14 protein-coding genes are annotated in these 16,641 nt (G+C 68.2%); 10 read left to right on the forward strand and 4 right to left on the reverse strand.

Annotated elements, in window-relative coordinates; genetic code table 11:
• Nucleotides 1-88 precede the first annotated feature (88 nt).
• Nucleotides 89-1,156 carry an amidohydrolase family protein gene (locus VHC04_RS05060; protein WP_325678658.1) on the reverse strand — a complete coding sequence of 356 codons (1,068 nt, stop codon included), beginning with the start codon at nucleotides 1,154-1,156 and terminating at the stop codon, nucleotides 89-91.
• A gap of 168 nt (nucleotides 1,157-1,324) precedes the next feature.
• Between VHC04_RS05060 and metX the strand changes: the two genes are divergently transcribed.
• The 3 genes from metX to VHC04_RS05075 all read left to right on the forward strand — a co-directional run bounded on the left by metX (nucleotide 1,325) and on the right by VHC04_RS05075 (nucleotide 4,468).
• Entirely contained in the window at nucleotides 1,325-2,497 is a 1,173-nt protein-coding gene (metX, locus tag VHC04_RS05065; RefSeq protein ID WP_325678660.1) for a homoserine O-acetyltransferase MetX, read from the forward strand.
• Nucleotides 2,498-2,502: 5 nt separating this feature from the next.
• Nucleotides 2,503-3,132, forward strand: coding sequence for a methionine biosynthesis protein MetW (gene metW / locus VHC04_RS05070; RefSeq protein WP_325679057.1), 630 nt, complete (start codon nucleotides 2,503-2,505; stop codon nucleotides 3,130-3,132).
• Between the two features lie 1,072 nt (nucleotides 3,133-4,204).
• Nucleotides 4,205-4,468, forward strand: a complete 264-nt coding sequence (locus VHC04_RS05075; RefSeq protein ID WP_325678662.1) for a TonB family protein — start codon at nucleotides 4,205-4,207, stop codon at nucleotides 4,466-4,468.
• A 28-nt stretch (nucleotides 4,469-4,496) separates the two neighbouring features.
• Here the strand turns inward: VHC04_RS05075 and VHC04_RS05080 are convergent, their stop codons facing one another.
• Nucleotides 4,497-5,159, reverse strand: coding sequence for a TetR/AcrR family transcriptional regulator (locus tag VHC04_RS05080; protein ID WP_325678664.1), 663 nt, complete (start codon nucleotides 5,157-5,159; stop codon nucleotides 4,497-4,499).
• A gap of 181 nt (nucleotides 5,160-5,340) precedes the next feature.
• On the opposite strand from VHC04_RS05080, the gene VHC04_RS05085 reads away from it, so the two are divergent.
• A complete protein-coding gene (locus VHC04_RS05085; RefSeq protein ID WP_325678666.1) occupies nucleotides 5,341-6,567 on the forward strand; it encodes an HlyD family secretion protein in 1,227 nt (408 codons plus the stop codon).
• 51 nt (nucleotides 6,568-6,618) lie between these two features.
• Nucleotides 6,619-8,190, forward strand: coding sequence for a DHA2 family efflux MFS transporter permease subunit (locus VHC04_RS05090; protein ID WP_325678668.1), 1,572 nt, complete (start codon nucleotides 6,619-6,621; stop codon nucleotides 8,188-8,190).
• A 119-nt stretch (nucleotides 8,191-8,309) separates the two neighbouring features.
• On the opposite strand, the gene VHC04_RS05095 is transcribed toward VHC04_RS05090, so the two are convergent.
• Nucleotides 8,310-9,059, reverse strand: coding sequence for a DsbA family protein (locus tag VHC04_RS05095; RefSeq protein ID WP_325678670.1), 750 nt, complete (start codon nucleotides 9,057-9,059; stop codon nucleotides 8,310-8,312).
• Nucleotides 9,060-9,364: 305 nt separating this feature from the next.
• On the opposite strand from VHC04_RS05095, the gene VHC04_RS05100 reads away from it, so the two are divergent.
• Together VHC04_RS05100 and VHC04_RS05105 are read left to right on the forward strand one after the other, a co-directional pair.
• A complete protein-coding gene (locus VHC04_RS05100; protein ID WP_325678672.1) occupies nucleotides 9,365-10,843 on the forward strand; it encodes a gamma-glutamyltransferase in 1,479 nt (492 codons plus the stop codon).
• A gap of 237 nt (nucleotides 10,844-11,080) precedes the next feature.
• Nucleotides 11,081-12,241 (forward strand): pyridoxal phosphate-dependent aminotransferase, encoded by a 1,161-nt coding sequence (locus VHC04_RS05105; RefSeq protein WP_325678674.1) that lies wholly within the window; start codon nucleotides 11,081-11,083, stop codon nucleotides 12,239-12,241.
• A 54-nt stretch (nucleotides 12,242-12,295) separates the two neighbouring features.
• Here VHC04_RS05105 and VHC04_RS05110 read toward each other — a convergent pair whose 3' ends face one another.
• Nucleotides 12,296-13,567, reverse strand: a complete 1,272-nt coding sequence (locus tag VHC04_RS05110; protein WP_325678676.1) for a hypothetical protein — start codon at nucleotides 13,565-13,567, stop codon at nucleotides 12,296-12,298.
• A gap of 150 nt (nucleotides 13,568-13,717) precedes the next feature.
• Between VHC04_RS05110 and VHC04_RS05115 the strand changes: the two genes are divergently transcribed.
• The 3 genes from VHC04_RS05115 to VHC04_RS05125 are packed head-to-tail and all read left to right on the forward strand — an operon-like array spanning nucleotide 13,718 to nucleotide 16,621.
• Nucleotides 13,718-14,635 (forward strand): chorismate mutase, encoded by a 918-nt coding sequence (locus VHC04_RS05115; RefSeq protein WP_325678678.1) that lies wholly within the window; start codon nucleotides 13,718-13,720, stop codon nucleotides 14,633-14,635.
• The gene (gene hisC / locus VHC04_RS05120) at nucleotides 14,632-15,741 is read left to right on the forward strand and encodes a histidinol-phosphate transaminase (protein ID WP_325678682.1); all 1,110 of its coding nucleotides are present in this window, start codon (nucleotides 14,632-14,634) and stop codon (nucleotides 15,739-15,741) included. The genes VHC04_RS05115 and hisC overlap by 4 nt, the downstream gene beginning before the upstream one ends.
• A complete protein-coding gene (locus VHC04_RS05125) occupies nucleotides 15,734-16,621 on the forward strand; it encodes a prephenate/arogenate dehydrogenase family protein (RefSeq protein ID WP_325678684.1) in 888 nt (295 codons plus the stop codon). The genes hisC and VHC04_RS05125 overlap by 8 nt, the downstream gene beginning before the upstream one ends.
• The last annotated feature ends 20 nt before the right edge of the window (nucleotides 16,622-16,641 follow it).

Raw genomic sequence — 16,641 nt, forward strand, 5'->3', positions numbered from 1 at the left:
GTCGGGCTGACCCTGTCATGGTTCGCCAGCTCCTTGATTCAAAAGATCGATTCACACCTTCTGAGCACCGGCTTCAGACGATCGCGCCCTAAATCCCGAACAGCGCCCGTGCATTGCCGCCGGCGATGGCTGCCCGGTCGGCGTCGGAGAATGCGGTGACCGACGCGATGTGATCCAGCGGGTCATATTCGCCCATGTCGTAGGGATAGTCCGTGCCCAGCAGCACCTTGTCGACCCCGAGCAGGGCGACCAGTGCCGCCAGTTGGTGCGGCGTAAATACGATCGTATCGACGTATATCTTCTTCAGGTAGAAGCTGGGCGGTTTGGGCAGGCTGCCATGCGCGTCGCTGCGCGCGCCCCAGCCATGGTCCATCCGGCCGGAATAGGCGGGCAGATAGCCGCCGCCATGCGCGGCGAGGATCTTCAGCTTCGGATACCGCTCCAGCACCCCGTCAAAGATCAGGTGGTGCAGAGCCACGGCGGTATCCAGCGGATTGCCGATGATGTTGCTGAAATAGAAGCGCCGGAACCTCCGCGTATCCGGAAAGCCGGCCGGATGGATGAAAACCACGGCGCCGAGTTCCTCCGCCCGCGCCCAGAAGGGCTCGAACAGCGGATCGGACAATTCGCGGTCGCCGACATGCGCCAGGACTTCCACGCCCTTCAGCTTCAGGTCTGTCATGCAGTAGGTGAGCTCCGCCGCCGCGGCCTCACCGCCGGCGCCGAGCGGAACAGAACCGAGTGCGGCGGGGATGCGCTGCGGACGCTCCCTGGCGATCGCCGCGATGCCGTCGTTGACCAGCCGCGCGGCCTCGATCCCGACGGCATCAGGGACGTCGTAATAGCATTGCACCGGCGCCGGGCTGATGACCTGGGCGTCCAGCGCCATCGCCTCGAAGTCCCGCATCCGCAGGCTCAGAGTCACCAGGTTCGGCATCCGGTCCTCGGCCTGCCGGCGGGTCAGGATTCGGGTGTCCTCGCTGAGCTCGGCCGCTCGGGGATCAGGCCGCTGATGCGCGCGCACCGCCTCGACCGCCGCCGGCACCATGACATGCGCATGCGCATCCACGGTACGGCTCCGCGGCCTCACCTCCCGGCCCGGCCGCCCGTGGGTCCGGGCAGCCGTCAGGTCGTAGCGGTTGCTGGGTTCGGGCATGGCGATGGTCCTTGGCTTGAATGAGCCCGTCTTATCACTACCTTGCGCGCTGCGCATGCTATCCCCCTCTGGCGGCCCGGTTGCCGTCGCTGCAACGGCAAGGGTTGCAGGCCCTCCGGTGCCGAACCGGTTGCCGCGGGCATGCGCAGGTCCTATGGAGGCGCGACGATGGACCAGACCATCCAATCAATCGACGTCCCCCATAGCCATGTCACCTTCAACGAGGACCTGCCGTTGGAGTGCGGCGCGGTCCTGCACGGGCATACGGTTGCCTATCGCACGTACGGGACGCTGAACGCCGATCGCGGCAACGCCGTCCTGGTCTGCCATGCGCTGACCGGCGACCAGTATGTGGCGGAACGCCATCCGGTCACCGGCAAGCCCGGCTGGTGGGAGGCCGTGGTCGGGCCCGGCAGGCCGATCGATACCGACCGCTTCTTCGTCATCTGCCCGAACGTGCTGGGCGGCTGCATGGGCAGCACCGGGCCGATATCGCCGCGAACCGATACCGGTGAGCGCTGGGGCACGGATTTCCCGCCGGTCACCATCCGCGACATGGTCCGCGCGCAGAAATGCCTGATCGACCATTTCGGGATAGAGCGCCTGTTCGCCGTGATCGGCGGCTCGATGGGCGGGATGCAGGCCCTGCAATGGGCCGCGCTTTACCCTGAGGCCGTTTTCGCCGCCCTGCCGATCGCCACCGCCGCCTACCACTCGGCGCAGAACATCGCCTTCCATGAAGTCGGCCGGCAAGCGATCTTCGCCGATCCCGACTGGCGGAATGGCCGCTACTGGCAGGCCGGCCGCATCCCCGCCCGCGGCCTCGCCGTGGCGCGCATGTGCGCCCACATCACCTATCTGTCGGAGGAAGCCCTTACCCGCAAGTTCGGCCGCCGGCTGCAGAACGCGCCGAAGGCGCCGGCCGAAGCGATCTCCCTGTTCGGGGAGATGTTCGAGGTGGAAAGCTACCTGCGCCACCAGGGCAGCACCTTCGTGCAGCGCTTCGACGCCAATTCCTATCTGACCATCACCCGCGCGATGGACTATTTCGACCTGGCGGCGGATTGCGGCGGCGACCTGGCGGCGGCGTTCAAGGGCACCCGGACGCGCTTCCTGCTGGCCTCGTTTACCTCCGACTGGCTGTTCCCGACGACCGAGAGCCGGGCCATCGCGCGCGCGCTGAACCGCGCCGGCGCCAACGTGTCCTTCGTGGAATTTCCCACCGACAAGGGGCACGATGCCTTCCTGCTGGACGAGCCCGATTTTCATCGCGCCTTGGCCGGTTTCGTGAACGGCTGCGCGATGCATGCCGGCCTGCCGCCCGCGAGGCCGGCGGCGTGACCACGATGGATCCGGTCCGGTTCCTGGCGAAGAATCTCCGCGTCGACCTGGCTCTGATCGCCGGCATGATCGAGCCCGGCTCGCGGGTGCTGGATATCGGCTGCGGCGATGGCACGCTGATCGATCACCTGTTCCAGACCAAGGGCTGCGATGCGCGCGGGATCGAGATCGACATGGCGCAGGTCACCAGCGCCGTTGCCCATGGCTTGCCCGTGATGCACGGGGACGCCGATATCGACCTCGCGCACTATCCGGACGGCGCGTTCGACTATGTGGTCCTGTCGCGGGCGTTGCAGGCGGTCGAGAAACCGCGCGAGGTGCTGGCCCAGATGCTGCGCATCGGCACCCACGCCGTCGTCAGCTTTCCAAATTTTGGCCATTGGCAAGTTCGATGGCAGTTGCTTTCCTCCGGGCGCATGCCGATGACTGCCACCTGGGACCGCCCCTGGTACGAGACGCCCAACATTCACCCCTGCACCATCCGCGATTTCTTCGCCCTGTGCGAACAGGAGGGTTACGCGGTGGAGACCTGGCTGGCCGCCAACGAGCGTGGCCGCCGGGGCCCCTGGCGCCGCTTCCCCTGGCTGGCGAACCTGTTCGGGGAGCAGGGCGTGTTCCTGCTGCGCCGCCGCTGACGCGGACCATGCCCCGGTGACCACGCGACGGCCGCGCACGGAGCCGACGTTCGGACGCGCACAAAAGCAAGCGCCAGAGCAGATCGACGCCACGGCCCACCAGGATGATTTATCGACGGGCACCCGTTCGGCAGGGTCCCTTCCCTCCATCCCTGCACCAGCGGACCGTCCCATGCCGGGACGTTCCCCGCGTCTGCGCCACATCCTGCGAACCCGCATCAGGCGGCGTGGCCGCCAGGCGCTGGAAGCGGGACGGCGCCTGCGCCGGAGCGCCGGTGTGTCGGCCGCGATCCACCTGCTTGTTCTGGTGCTTCTGCTTGTGGTGATCGACCGCCAGGACCGGGAGGAATTTGTCCCGCCAGCTTCTCCGGTACAGATGGTGTTCGAGCGCGGTAGCCGCAGCGGACCATCGGCACCGGAACCCGGCTTGGCCCCGTCGGAGGCTGGCCCGCCGCTGCCCGTGCCCCCGATAGAACCCCCACCGGCAGGACCGGTGCAAGCCGCCCCACCGACACCACCGCCCACTCCGGCAACGCCACCCGAACCGGAAAAGCCGGCGGTCGCGGAGCAGCATCCTCCACAGCCCGCCGAACCGCCGCGTCCCCCTGCGCCATCCGAACAGGCCGAGAGGCCACGGCCGCCAACGCCAATGCCCTCCCCACCCGCGGCCGCGCCGGTGGCACCTGCGCCGTCTCCGTCGCCCGAAATGGTGTCGCCGCAGCCGGAACCCCTGCCGGTACCGCAACCCCTGCCGGTACCGCCGCCGCCGGCACCCATGCCGCCTCGGGAGGCGGCAAAGCCCGCCGCGCCACTTAGACGGCCGCCTACCAAGCCTGCCGCCCAGCCCCGGCCTCGGCCGCCCATGCTGGCGCAACCGGAATCGCGGCCCTCACGGTCGTCCGACTTCCCGATGCCGGAGAACTTCAGCCTCGGCGGCCCCAAGGGGTTGCGGTCGAAGCAGGCCTCGTCAGGCGCTTCTGCGTTCAGCTACGGACCCGTGCGAAAGGGCAGGGACAACCCGTCACCGTTCGGTGACATCGACGATGACAATGGTGGGCCCGATTGGCGGAACATGTTGATCCGGTGGGTCGAACAGCACGCCTATTATCCGCCGGAAGCGCGCGCCAACCTGGAGGAAGGCACCGCCAGGGTGCACGTCGAGGCCAGATCGGACGGCAAAGTCACGAGCGTGGAACTGATTGGCCGTTCCGGCTCTGTCTGGCTCGACATGGCATTGCAGGCGATTTTCCGCGATGCCCGGATTCCGCCCATTCCGGGCGGATCGGATGCCATCCGGTTCAATTTCACGATGCACTATATCATCGTGCGGCGGTAACCGGCGGCCACGGACCGCGCCGGGGCCATCAGCGCCCCGCAGTGTTCTCCACGAGACCTGGCATCCCCACCGCGAAGGCGCGGCAGAAGGTGTCGGTGGCGGCATCGATCTGGCGGTCGACCGCCAGCGGATCGGGGCGCGGCTCCAGCCCCAGCGTCGCGCGCAGGATCAGGTCGCCGGTGAACAATGCCACGAACTGCTCCGCCGCGCATTCCGGATCCTTGCAGGTCAGGCGTCCCCGCGCCGTCTCGGCGGCGATCCAGTCCGCCAGCCATGCCCGGCTGACCCGCGGCCCGTTCTCGTAGAAGGCATGGGCCAGCTCCGGGAACTTCGGCCCCTCCGCCACCACCATCCGACGGACCGCCACGGCGGGCTCGCTCAGCATGAATTCCAGCCAATGGCGGCCGACCAGCCGCACGGTCTCCCGGATCGTCAGCCCGGCGGATTCCAGTGCGCCGCAATGCTCGCGCTCCATCCGCTCACAGGCGCCGGTGATGATGGCGGCAAACAACCGGTCCTTGGCACCAAAATGAGCATACAGCGTCGCCTTGGACACGGAGGCGGCCCGAGCGATGGCGTCCATCGACACGGCGCCGTAGCCCTCGGCCATGAACAGCCGGCTGGCGGCTTCAAGGATGGCCTTCCGCTTTGGCGATTCGGCCTCGGCGGTGCCTGGGCGTTCCGCGATCATCACGACAGCCATCCTGCATCCTTCCCGGCGGAAGTCCACTCCGCCCTTTTTTCGGAGGCCAAACTGAACTGAACCGTTCAGTTCCCCCTTGACGCCGCAGGAGGTATGCGCATCTATCGCGTCACGCAAGACTGAACTGAACGGTTCAGTCCTTTATTTCTCCGGCCATCGAATCACAGGCATGACCGCGATCTCCGACATCAAGCCCGCCCAGCCGCAGGTTTCCGAAGCTCCGGCCACGCCGCCGCCCGCGCGCCGCCGGAAGACCATCCGCCTTGCCCTGCTCCTGGCAGCCGGCATCGGCCTCGTCGTCGGCGGCTCCTGGTACTGGACTGTCGGCCGCTTCCTGGAAAGCACCGACAATGCCTATGTCCAGGGGGATATCGCCGTGCTGTCGGCCCAGGTCGACGGCCATGTCGCCGCGATCAAGGTGACGGACAACCAGCTGGTTCGTGCCGGCGACACGCTGATCGAGCTGGAGGGCACGACATGGCGCGCCGCGCTGGCGCAGGCCGAGGCATCGCTGGCCGAGGCCACCGCCGCACAGGGCACGCTGCATGAGCAGATCGGCGCCCAGGATGCCCAGATCGAGCTGGCACGCGCGCATATCGCGCAGGCGCAGGCGGAGCAGGACCGCGCGACATCCGACGCACAGCGCTACAGCACCTTGTCCGGCCAGGGCTTTGCCAGCCGTCAGACCTATGAGCGGGCGGTGGCCGACCAGCGAAAGGCGGCCGCAAGCCTGGCTGCCGCGGTCGCCGAGGAACAGGCCGCCCGCCGCCAGCGCGCGGTGTTGCAGGCGCAGCTGCTTCAGGCAGCCGCGCGCCAATCCGAGGCCAGCGCGGCCGTGGATCGCGCCAGGGCCGATCTGGACCACACGGTGATCCGCGCACCGTTCGACGGCATCGTCGGCAACCGCGCCGCGCAGCTGGGCCAGTATGTCCGGCCGGGGCAGCAGCTGATCGCCGTCGCCCCGCCGCCCAACCGGCTATGGGTGGTCGCGAACTTCAAGGAGACCCAGTTGCACCGGGTGCGTGACGGTCAGCCGGTCTCGATCACCGTCGACGCGCTGCCGGGCCTGGCGCTCAACGGCAAGGTGGAGAGCCTGGCGCCGGCGACCGGTTCCCTCTTCAGCTTGCTGCCGCCCGAAAACGCGACCGGCAACTTCACCAAGATCGTGCAGCGCGTTCCCGTGCGGGTCGCCCTGGACGGCGATGCCGCGACCCTGGCCCTCCTGCGGCCCGGCCTGTCGGTGGAGGCCGAGATCGACACGCGGACCGATCCGACCCGCCCGCGCGGCTTTCTGCTGGGCGCGCTGGACGGCCTGGCATCGACGTTCACCGCCAGCGCCCACACCGTCGGCCTGCGCCCGGCCAGCCTCCACAACCTCAGCGCACCGGCCGAATAGCCTGCCCGACCACGGCCTTCCCGATCACGGTCTTACAGTGAGTGCCGCTTCATGAGCGCGACCCTGACCGCCGGCTCCTTCGCCCCACCCGCGGTCGGAAGGCGGGAATTCATCGGCTTCATGGCCATGGTGCTGGGGATGTTCATGGCGATCCTGGACATCCAGATCGTCAGCGCCTCCATCTCCGAGATCCAGGCCGGGCTCGCCGCCGGACCCGACGAGGCAAGCTGGGTCCAGACCAGCTACCTGATCGCCGAGATCGTCATGATCCCGCTTTCGGGCTTCCTGTCGCGCCTGCTGTCGACGCGGGTCCTGTTCACCGCCTCGGCCACCGGGTTCACCCTGTTCTCCCTGCTGTGCGCCACCGCCACGACGCTGCCGGCCATGGTCTCCTTCCGGGCGATGCAGGGCTTCATCGGCGGCGCGATGATCCCGACGGTCTTCGCCACCTCCTTCCTGTTGTTCACCGGCGCGCAGCGTGTGCGCATGAGCGTGCTGATCGGCCTGACCGCGACGATGGCGCCGACGATCGGGCCGACCCTCGGCGGTTGGCTGACGGAGCAGATGTCGTGGCACTGGCTGTTCCTGATCAACGTGCCGGTCGGCGCGCTGATCGCGGTCACGGTCTGGAGCTGCATCGATATCGACCGTCCGGACCGCAGCCTGATGCAGCGTTTCGACTGGATGGCGCTGGGCGCCCTGGCCGGGTTCCTGGGCGGCCTGGAATATGTGATGGAGGAAGGGCCGAGATGGCAGTGGTTCGAGGATGACGGCATCCGCCTTGCCGCCTTCGCGTCGGCGGTCTGCGCGATCGTATTCTTCCACCGGACCTTGACGCGGCCCAACCCGTTGGTCGAGCTGCGTGCGTTCCGCAACCGGAACTTCGCGGTGGGTTGCCTGTCCAGCTTCGCGGTCGGCGTCTGCCTGTACGGGTCGGTCTACCTTATCCCGCTGTTTCTCGGCCGTGTCCGTGGCTACGACAGCCTGCAGATCGGCGAGACGATGTTCATCACCGGCCTGGCCATGTTCGGCACCGCACCGGTCATCGGCCGCCTGACCCAGCGGATGGATGTGCGCCTGCTGATGATGGGCGGGTTCCTGATCATGGCCTGGGCGATGTGGCTGACAGCCGGGCTGACCAACCAGTCGTCTTTCGCCGAGATGGCCTTTCCGCTGGGTCTGCGCGGCGTCGGCACCATGTGCGCGATGATCCCCGTCAACCAGATCGCGCTCGGCACCCTGCCGCCCTCGATGCTGAAGAACGCATCCGGCCTCTACAACCTGATGCGCAACCTGGGCGGCGCGATAGGCCTGGCGCTGATCAACACGATGGCGCAGGACCGTGGCTTCCTGCACCGCGTGCAACTGAATGAAGCCGTCACCTGGGCCCGCGCCGGCGCGATGCAGACGGTGGACCAGATCGCCGCGGCGCTGGACGGGCGAATTCCCGGCGACGCGGAGCTGGCGGCGCTGAAGCAGGTCTACGCCATGGTGCAGCGCGAGGCGCTGGTCATGGCCTATAACGACATCCTGGTGGCCATGGCGGTGCTGTTCGTCCTGGTCGCGCCGCTGGCGTTCCTGCTAAAACGGCCGCCGACCGGAGGCGGCGGCGACGCTCATTAACCGCAGAGCATCGGGCATCGACTATCGGGCATCGACCGTGGGGCATTGGCCGATAGGGCATTGGCCGGCAGGGCGGGCCAAGGACCTTGTGCCGCCCTGCCGCTCGCGCTGCGGCCGGCTCAGCCCTTCCGTGCCGCGGCCACCGCTTCCTTCAGGTCATTGAGGTCGACGGCCCCCGGAATCAGCTGCTTGCCGACCACCAGGGCCGGGGTGCCCTGGATCTCCAGGGCGCGCGCCAATGCCAGGTTGTGATCGATGCGCGCCTTTACCGACGGATCCTCCATGTCGCGCGACAGTTTCGGCCAATCGAGCCCGGCCTGTTCCGCGGCGGACTGAATCTGCGCCATGGTGGTGTCGGGCGGCAACGTCATCACCCGCTCGCGGAGCTTTTCATATCCATCCTGCTTCTGCGCCGCGAGCAGGGCCTTGGACCCGAGGACGCTGGCCGGACCCAGGATCGGCAGGTCCTTGTAGACCAGCCTGACGTTGCGGTCCTGCCGGAGGAACGCCTCCATCACCGGCTCGATCCGGCGGCAATAGGGACAGCGCGTATCGAAGAACTCGACGATCGTCACATCGCCCTTCGGGTTGCCGGCGACCGGATCGTCCGCCGATACCAGCTTGTCCTGCAGCCGTCCGATCGCCGCCTGGGTGCTGGCCTGAGTCTTGGCGGCCTCATCCGCCTGCAGCGCCGTCACGGCGTCACGCAGGATCGACGGATCCTGTTTCAAGGCATCCCGGACGATGGCGATGATCTCGGCCCGTTGCTTCGGTGTGAAACCATCGGCCCTGGCATCCGCCCCAGGCAGCAGCGGCACTGCAAGCAGGCCGAGCAGGACCGATGCTTGGCTGACGCGGGTGATGAACATGGGTCGGAAATCCCTTTGCGATCGGCACAGAATAGCCCGCCGCCCAACCATGGCGAAAGGCTTCCCGCGCCCCGGCGGCCGATCATCCAAGCGAACATCCGGGTGACCATCCGGGTGACCATCGGGCGAACATCCGGTTGCCGCTTCTGCCGAACGCGTTTATGGCACGCGACCTGACCACACGGCACCACCAAGCCGCGCGGATGCCGGATTCGGGCGAAGGGACGACGGGACCATTGATGCTTCCTGGCTGGCTGAGTAGAGCGCGATCGCGCCAGTCCGACCCGATCCTGATGGAGGGTCCGATGCCCGTTCCCGAAAGGAACAGGCCCGCGATCTCCCGCCTGGCGCGCGGCCGGCGCCTCAAGGCCCGGGCGATGCTGGCGATGCTGGCGGTGCTGCCGGGCTGTTCGACGCTCAGCAACGTCAGCGACAGCCTGCTGGGTACCGGCGGCCCGCAGCCAGGGACGCCCGGCTACATAAAGGGATTCCTGGGCGGCGTGGCGGCCGATGAGCCGAGGGCCGCGCTGATCGGGCGCGAAGTCCTGTCGGCGGGCGGCAACGCCGCGGATGCCGCGGTGGCGATGGGCTTCGCCCTGGCGGTGACCCTGCCCTCCCGCGCCGGCCTGGGTGGCGGCGGGGCGTGCCTGGCATATGCGGCCGGTTCGAAGTCCATCAACGGCGGCAAACCCGAGGCGATCGTGTTCGTTCCGCCCGCCGCGACGGCATCGGGCGCCAGCATCGACCGGCCGGCGGCCACGCCGATGCTGGCGCGTGGGCTGTTCCTGCTGCATGCACGTTATGGCCATGCACAGTTCGAGGGACTCATCGCCCGCGCGGAGCAGTTGGCCCGCTTCGGCACGCCGGCATCCCGCGCGCTGGTGCGGGACATCGCCACGGTGTCCGGCCCACTGCTGGCGGATCCCGGGGCACGCGCCGTATTCAGCCAGAACGGCGTGCCGCTGACCGAGGGGCAGACCCTGCTGCAGCCGGATCTTGGCGCGACCCTTTCCCGTCTGCGCGTCAGCGGCGTGGGCGACATGTATACCGGCGCCATGGCGAACACGATCCAGCAGCAGATGCCGCTGATCGGCGCCGCGGTCTCCGTCGCGGATCTCCGCGCGGCGCTGCCCAGGCTGGAGACGCCGCTGGTCACGCCCTATCGCAACGACGAGGTGGCCTTCCTGCCGCCGCCGGCGGATGGCGGCCTGGCGGCTCAGGCGGCATTCAACGTCCTGGTGCGCCATCCCGACGACGTGACCACGGCGGCGACCACCGCTCTGGCCGTCGCCGCACGGTATCGGATGGGCGGCATTGACGCGCAGCAGGTGCTGGCGGCCAGCAACCTGCCCGCGGCCACCCTGCCGCCGCTGCCCGCCTCCACCGCGTTTGCCACGCTGGACCGCGACGGCAATGCCGTTGTCTGCGCGCTGACCATGAACAACCTGTTTGGCACCGGGCGCCTCGTGCCGACCATGGGCTTCCTGGCGGCCGCGTCACCGGCCGTCGTATCGCCGCCGCTGCTGGCCGCTGCCCTGGCCTGGAACGACAATCTGAAGGCCTTCCGGGCCGAGGTCGGCGGCTCGGGCCAGGACGGCGCGGCTCTCGCGGCCGCCTACGGGATGATGAACACCTTGCGCAGCGGCCAGCCAATGGCTGTCGAGGTGCCTGAACCCGGTCGGGCGACGGTGATCGGCTGCGGCCGCTACCTGCCCGGCGAGCAGACGGAATGTGGCTGGGCCATCGATCCGCGCGAATATGGCCTGGCCCTGGGCGCCAACTGAGCCGGAGTCCGGAGCGTGACAGGGTCTTGACGACCCATGACCGGCAGATCGTTGTTCGGGTGCGGAGTTCGCGCCGCCTGGCCGCCGGTACCTGGGGTTGCCGGTACCTGGGGTTGCCGGTACCTGGAGTTGCCGGTACCTGGGGTTGCCGGTACCTGGGGTTGCCGGTACCCGGAGGCCGCCGGTACCGGGGGCTCGCGCCCTGCGGGAAAACCGGCTTCGTAAGGAGTTGAGTGCATGGTCCTGAAAGTCGGCAAAGGTGCCAGCGCGCCGCCCTTCATGGTCATGGACGTCATCGCCGCCGCCAACGCGCGGCAGGCCGCCCTGGCGCCGGGGGCGCCGCATGTCATCCGGATGGAAGTCGGACAGCCCGGCACCGGCGCACCGGCCGGCGCCGTCGCGGCGGCGCAGGAAGCCCTGCGTTCCGGCCATCCGCTGGGCTACACCGAGGCTTTCGGCATCCGTTCCCTGCGCGAACGCATCGCCGCGCACGGCAGGGATTGGTATGAGTTCGGGCTGTCCGCCGACCGCGTGGCGGTGACGGTGGGCGCGTCGGGAGCGTTTCCGCTGGCATTCCTGGCGGCGTTCGACCGGGGCGACCGCATCGCCATGGCGGCCCCGTTCTATCCGCCCTATGTCAATATCCTGACTGCCCTGGGCATGCACCCGGTGATCCTGGAAGCCGGCCCCGAGACGCGGTTCCAGCCAAGTATTGCCATGCTGGAGAAGCTGGACCCGCTGCCGGACGGGCTGATCGTCGCCAGCCCCTGCAATCCGGCGGGGACGATGCTCCACGCGGAGGAACTCGCTGCCATCGCCCGCTGGTGCGACCGGAACGGCGTGCGGCTGATCAGCGATGAAATCTATCATGGCCTGGCCTATGACCAGCCGGTCGCCTCGGCGGCCCAGTTCAGCGATAGCGCCGTCGTGGTGAACAGCTTCTCCAAATATTTCTCGATGACCGGCTGGCGGATCGGCTGGCTGGTGCTGCCGCCGGATCTGCTGCGCCCGGTCGAGTGCCTGGCGCAGAATATGTTCATCAGCGCACCCTATATCTCCCAGGTCGCGGCCGAGGCGGCGTTTGACTGCCATGACGAACTGCAGGCGAATATCGCGCGCTACCGCCGCTCCCGCGCGCGTCTGCTGCAGGCGCTGCCGGAGGCCGGGTTCACCCGCCTGTCACCGGCCGAGGGCGCGTTCTACATCTTCGCCGATATCAGCGACCGCTCCAACGACAGCATGGCGTTCTGCGCTCGGATGCTGCGGGAAGCGGGGATCGCCGCGACGCCGGGCCTGGACTTCGACCATGCCCGCGGCAACCGCTTCGTCCGCTTCAGCTATTGCGGGCCGGAAGCAGACATGCTGGCCGCCGCGGACCGGCTGAAAGCGTGGCGATAGGGGAGGACGGTCCCCCTGCCCGTGCCAGCACATCCCGTGTCAGCGCATCCCGTGTCAGCGCATGGGGAAGATCGCGATCCGGTCTGATCGGAAGGAACTCACCCACAGCTCGTTGCCGACCTGGATTGCCCCGGTCCCGGCACCGAAGACACCGTGCACCCCGCTCTTGACCAGAGTGGTCAGCTTCAGCGTATGCGGGTCCACGGCGTAGATCCGCACCGGGATGTCGCAGTTGATGGCCGTCGATTCGAAGCATTCCAGCACCTGCTTCACCGTGGCATCCTGGCCGCCGGCAAAGATGCGCTTGTCGTCAGGCGCCCAGCGCAGGTTATCCGTCAGGATCTCGGTCGGCACGCGATCGACCCTCGGCTTGCCGGGACCACGGCTGATACGGGCGATCTCCTTCCCGGACCACACGGCCACGTAGACCTGCTTGCCATCCGGCGAGACGATCACGCCATTCGGGCCCGACAGCCCCTCGGAACCCGGCACCGCGGTCCACCCCTTTTTCGGATGCCACTCCGACAAGCCGCCGACAGGCTGGCCGTTGGAGAGTTTGTTGACGCGGTCCGGATCGGTCGGATCCCACAGGCTGGTCGCCACGATGCCGCCATCCGGCAGCGACGCGACGGCATCCGGCCAGAAGCCGGTCGGCGCCAGCACGCACCCTTTCCAGACCAGCGTCGGGAACGATTTGGTCAGGTCGACGGTGAAGGCCTCGATCGACTCGCGGCCGCCATGGTTGACCGCGTACAGCGTCGGATGTGAGCCATAGCCGCGGGTCAGGTCCAGGCCATGCGGCGCGAATACATTGAAGTCGGGGGCGCCTGGGCAATCGGGAAAGGCGGCGGTGTCCGGCTTGATGGCGATGGTGGCCGGATCGATCGGTTTCGCCGTGTGGACACTGGTGTCGAACAGGAAGAACGGACCTGGGGTGTTCGGCACGGCCAGGTTGCTGCCGATGACGAAGCGCGTGTGCGAGATCGGCGCGAAATCCTCGACATTATTGACGCCGCAGATGAAACGCGCGCCCCCCGCCGGCGTGCAGGGCGGCGGCTTGGCAGCGACGGCAGCCGGCGACGCGGTCTTGTCCTGCGCCGTCTGGCCTTGGGCGGCATGGCTCGGGACGGCCTGACCTTGGCCGGACTGGCCTGGGACGGTCTGACCCTGGGCAGCCTGGCCTGGGACGGCCTGACCTTGGGCCGTCTGACCTTGAGCGTGGGCCGGTCCGCCATCGAGCATCGCGAAGCCCAGCAGCCCGGCGATGGCGGCCACGGCGCCGCGCCGAATCCATGCGGGAGTGGCAATGGAATGGGACTGAATCATGTTTCCTCCTTTCGCCACGGCTGACCCCGGGCCATGGCGGCGCCAAGCGTCGTCCTGCCCGGCTGCCGCTGTCAATGCGAGGCGCCCTGCGCAACGGGTTTGCACGGGCAGGCACATCCGCTAAGTCTGCCTGCCCTCAACGGATCGCCGATGCCCAACCACGACCGCACCACAGACATGCCCCAGCCCGTTGCCGGGGCCGAGGAGACCGTCACCGAAGATGGCTGGCGCGGCTCCGCGCCACCGCACACCGATCTGGCCGCGCTGCGCGCTGCGCTGGACCGGATCGACGATACGATCCACGACCTGCTGATGGAACGGGCGGGCATTGTGGAACAGGTCGCCAGATCGGGTAAGCCCGCGGCTTTCCGGCCCGGGCGGGAAGCGTCGATCGTCCGCCGCCTGGTCGGACGGCACCGGGGTGCCCTGCCCCGCCTGACGCTGTTTCGGATCTGGCGGGAACTGCTGGCTGGCACGACCGGCATGCAGGCCGGGTTTTCAGTCGCCATCTGCGATCCGGGAAAAGACGCCGCGTTCACCCAGCTCGCGCGGGAGCATTTCGGCGCGATGACGCCTTCCCGGCAGCATCCGAGTGCGGCGCAGGCCCTGGCGGATGTCAGCCATCATCGCGCATCGGTCGCCGTGATGCCGTTTCCGTCTGACACCGAAACATGGTGGACCACGCTGCGCCATCATGAGCCGCGGCTGCATGTGATCGGGCGCCTGCCGTTCTGGCGCCGTCGTCCGGAAGGCACCCCGACGGTCCAGGCGCTGGTGGTCGCCGCCACCGCGCCGGATGCCAGCGGCGATGACCGCACCTTGATCGCCCTGGAATGTGACAGTGAGGCCAGCAGCACGCGCGTGGCGAATGCGCTGGCCGGTGGCGGACTGGGGCTGGAATCGCTGCTGTTGCTGCGCGATCCGCGCGGCGGACCGTCCCAGGCCCTGATCGAGGTCGGCGGGTTCCTGACCGATGGCGATGCAAGGCTGCATCACCTGGATTCGGTCTTGCGCCGCCCTGCCGTCCTTGGCAGCTACGCGGTCCCGTTTCCGGAAGATCTTCGATGACCTCCCCTTCACCCCGGCCCGAGATCCTCGGCATCCACCCCTATGTCGCCGGCGAGTCGGACATACCGGGCGTCAACCGCGTGGTGAAGCTGTCGTCGAACGAAGGCGCATTCGGCGTGCCGCCCTCGGCGAAGAAGGCGATCATCGAGGCGACGGATGAGGTGTTCCGCTACCCGGATGGCAGCGCACGCCATCTGCGCGCGGCGCTGGGCAAGCGCTGGGGCCTGGACCCGGAGCGGATCGTCTGCGGGGCCGGATCGGATGACCTGCTGTACCAGCTCGCGCTCTCCTATGGCGGGCCGGACCGCGAGATCATCATGTCGGCACACGGTTTTTCAATTTACAAGATCGCCGGCGACTATGCCGGCAGCCGCGTGGTGAAGGTGCCGGAGCGGCACATGACCGCCGACCTGGATGCCATGCTGGGCGCGGTGTCGCCGGCGACGCGGCTGGTATTCCTGGCGAACCCGAACAATCCCACCGGCTCGATGATCTCCGGCGACGCGGTTGCCCGCTTCCGCGCCGCGCTGCCGGAGCATGTGCTGCTGGTGCTGGACTCCGCCTATGCGGAATACGTCACCAATCCGGCCTATGAGGTCGGGGTCAAACTGGTCGACGCGACCGGCAACACGGTCATGACCCGGACGTTTTCCAAGATTTTCGGCCTGGGCGGCATGCGGATCGGCTGGTGCTACGCGCCGCCCGCGGTCGTCGATGTGCTGAACCGGGTGCGCGGGCCGTTCAACGTGTCGGTCGCCGCGCAGGCGGCGGCAATCGCCGCCTTGTCCGAACCTGGCTGGGTCGAGGCCGGGCGTGAGCACAACGCCCGATATCGGCCCGTGCTCGCCGCCGGGATCAAGGCGACGGGCGTAAAGGTCTGGCCGTCCGAAGGCAATTTCGTGATGGCCGATTTCGGCACGACCGAAAAAGCCGACGCCGCCGACGCATTCCTGCGCGCGCGTGGCATCATCGTGCGCAAGATCGGCGGTTACGGCCTGCCCCACTGCCTGCGCATCACGGTCGGCACGGCCGAGGAGGTCGGATTGGTGATCGAGGGCTTCCAGAATCTGGCGCGCAGTCAGGCGCGTGCGTCGTCCCATGGCTGAGCCGCTGTTCCGCCGTCTGGCGTTGCTGGGGGTTGGCCTGATCGGTTCCTCCGTTGCGCGTATTGCCCGCCAGCGCGGCGACCTGGCGGCCGAAATCGTGGTCAATGCCCGTACCCAGAAGACATTGGACCGGGTGCTGGAACTGGGCATCGCGGACCGGGTGGAAATCGATCCGGCGAAGACGGTGGAAGGGGCGGACTGTGTCATGCTGTGCGCCCCCGTCGGCGCCTTCGCCGACCTGGCGGCGCGTATCGCCCCGCATCTGATGCCAGGGGCGATCCTGACCGATGTTGGATCCACCAAGCAGTCGGTCATCCGCGATGTCGGCCCGCTGGTTCCGGAAGCCGTGCACTTCGTCCCCGCCCATCCGATCGCCGGCACCGAGCATTCCGGACCGGATGCCGGCTTCACGGAGCTGTTCCAGGGACGCTGGGCGCTGGTGACCCCGCCGCCGGGCACCGATGAGGCGGCGGTGGCGAAGATCGAGGAGCTATGGCGCCGGTGCGGTTCCATGGTCGAGCGGATGGAGCCCAATCACCATGACCGGGTGCTGGCGATCGTCTCTCACCTGCCGCACCTGATCGCCTTTACCATCTGCGGCACCGCCGACGACCTGGCGGATGAAAGCCGTCAGGAGGTGGTGAATTTCGCCGCCTCCGGCTTCCGGGATTTTACCCGCATCGCCGCCTCGGATCCGGTGATGTGGCGGGACATCTTCCTGAACAACCGTGAGGCGCTGCTGGAGATGCTGCAGCGCTTCATGGAGGACGCGCAGGCGATGGCTCGGGCCGTACGCTGGGGCGACGCGAACTATATCGAGGACAAGGTCGAGCGCGGGCGACGAATCCGCCGCAGCCTGATCGAGCGCAAGCAGGCCTGACCCTGTCGGCCCGATCGTGC

The sequence above is a fragment of the Rhodopila sp. genome, from assembly GCF_035548095.1.
Classification (GTDB): Bacteria; Pseudomonadota; Alphaproteobacteria; order Acetobacterales; family Acetobacteraceae; genus Rhodopila.

Coding starts and splice junctions, on each gene's coding strand:
- VHC04_RS05060 (WP_325678658.1), bottom strand. CDS start 1,156: ATGCCCGAACCCAGCAACCGCTACGACCTGACGGCTGCCCGGACCCAC.
- VHC04_RS05090 (WP_325678668.1), top strand. CDS start 6,619: ATGAGCGCGACCCTGACCGCCGGCTCCTTCGCCCCACCCGCGGTCGGA.
- VHC04_RS05115 (WP_325678678.1), top strand. CDS start 13,718: ATGCCCAACCACGACCGCACCACAGACATGCCCCAGCCCGTTGCCGGG.
- VHC04_RS05095 (WP_325678670.1), bottom strand. CDS start 9,059: ATGTTCATCACCCGCGTCAGCCAAGCATCGGTCCTGCTCGGCCTGCTT.
- VHC04_RS05125 (WP_325678684.1), top strand. CDS start 15,734: ATGGCTGAGCCGCTGTTCCGCCGTCTGGCGTTGCTGGGGGTTGGCCTG.
- metX (WP_325678660.1), top strand. CDS start 1,325: ATGGACCAGACCATCCAATCAATCGACGTCCCCCATAGCCATGTCACC.
- hisC (WP_325678682.1), top strand. CDS start 14,632: ATGACCTCCCCTTCACCCCGGCCCGAGATCCTCGGCATCCACCCCTAT.
- VHC04_RS05105 (WP_325678674.1), top strand. CDS start 11,081: ATGGTCCTGAAAGTCGGCAAAGGTGCCAGCGCGCCGCCCTTCATGGTC.
- VHC04_RS05100 (WP_325678672.1), top strand. CDS start 9,365: ATGCCCGTTCCCGAAAGGAACAGGCCCGCGATCTCCCGCCTGGCGCGC.
- VHC04_RS05110 (WP_325678676.1), bottom strand. CDS start 13,567: ATGATTCAGTCCCATTCCATTGCCACTCCCGCATGGATTCGGCGCGGC.
- VHC04_RS05080 (WP_325678664.1), bottom strand. CDS start 5,159: ATGATCGCGGAACGCCCAGGCACCGCCGAGGCCGAATCGCCAAAGCGG.
- VHC04_RS05075 (WP_325678662.1), top strand. CDS start 4,205: ATGTTGATCCGGTGGGTCGAACAGCACGCCTATTATCCGCCGGAAGCG.
- VHC04_RS05085 (WP_325678666.1), top strand. CDS start 5,341: ATGACCGCGATCTCCGACATCAAGCCCGCCCAGCCGCAGGTTTCCGAA.
- metW (WP_325679057.1), top strand. CDS start 2,503: ATGGATCCGGTCCGGTTCCTGGCGAAGAATCTCCGCGTCGACCTGGCT.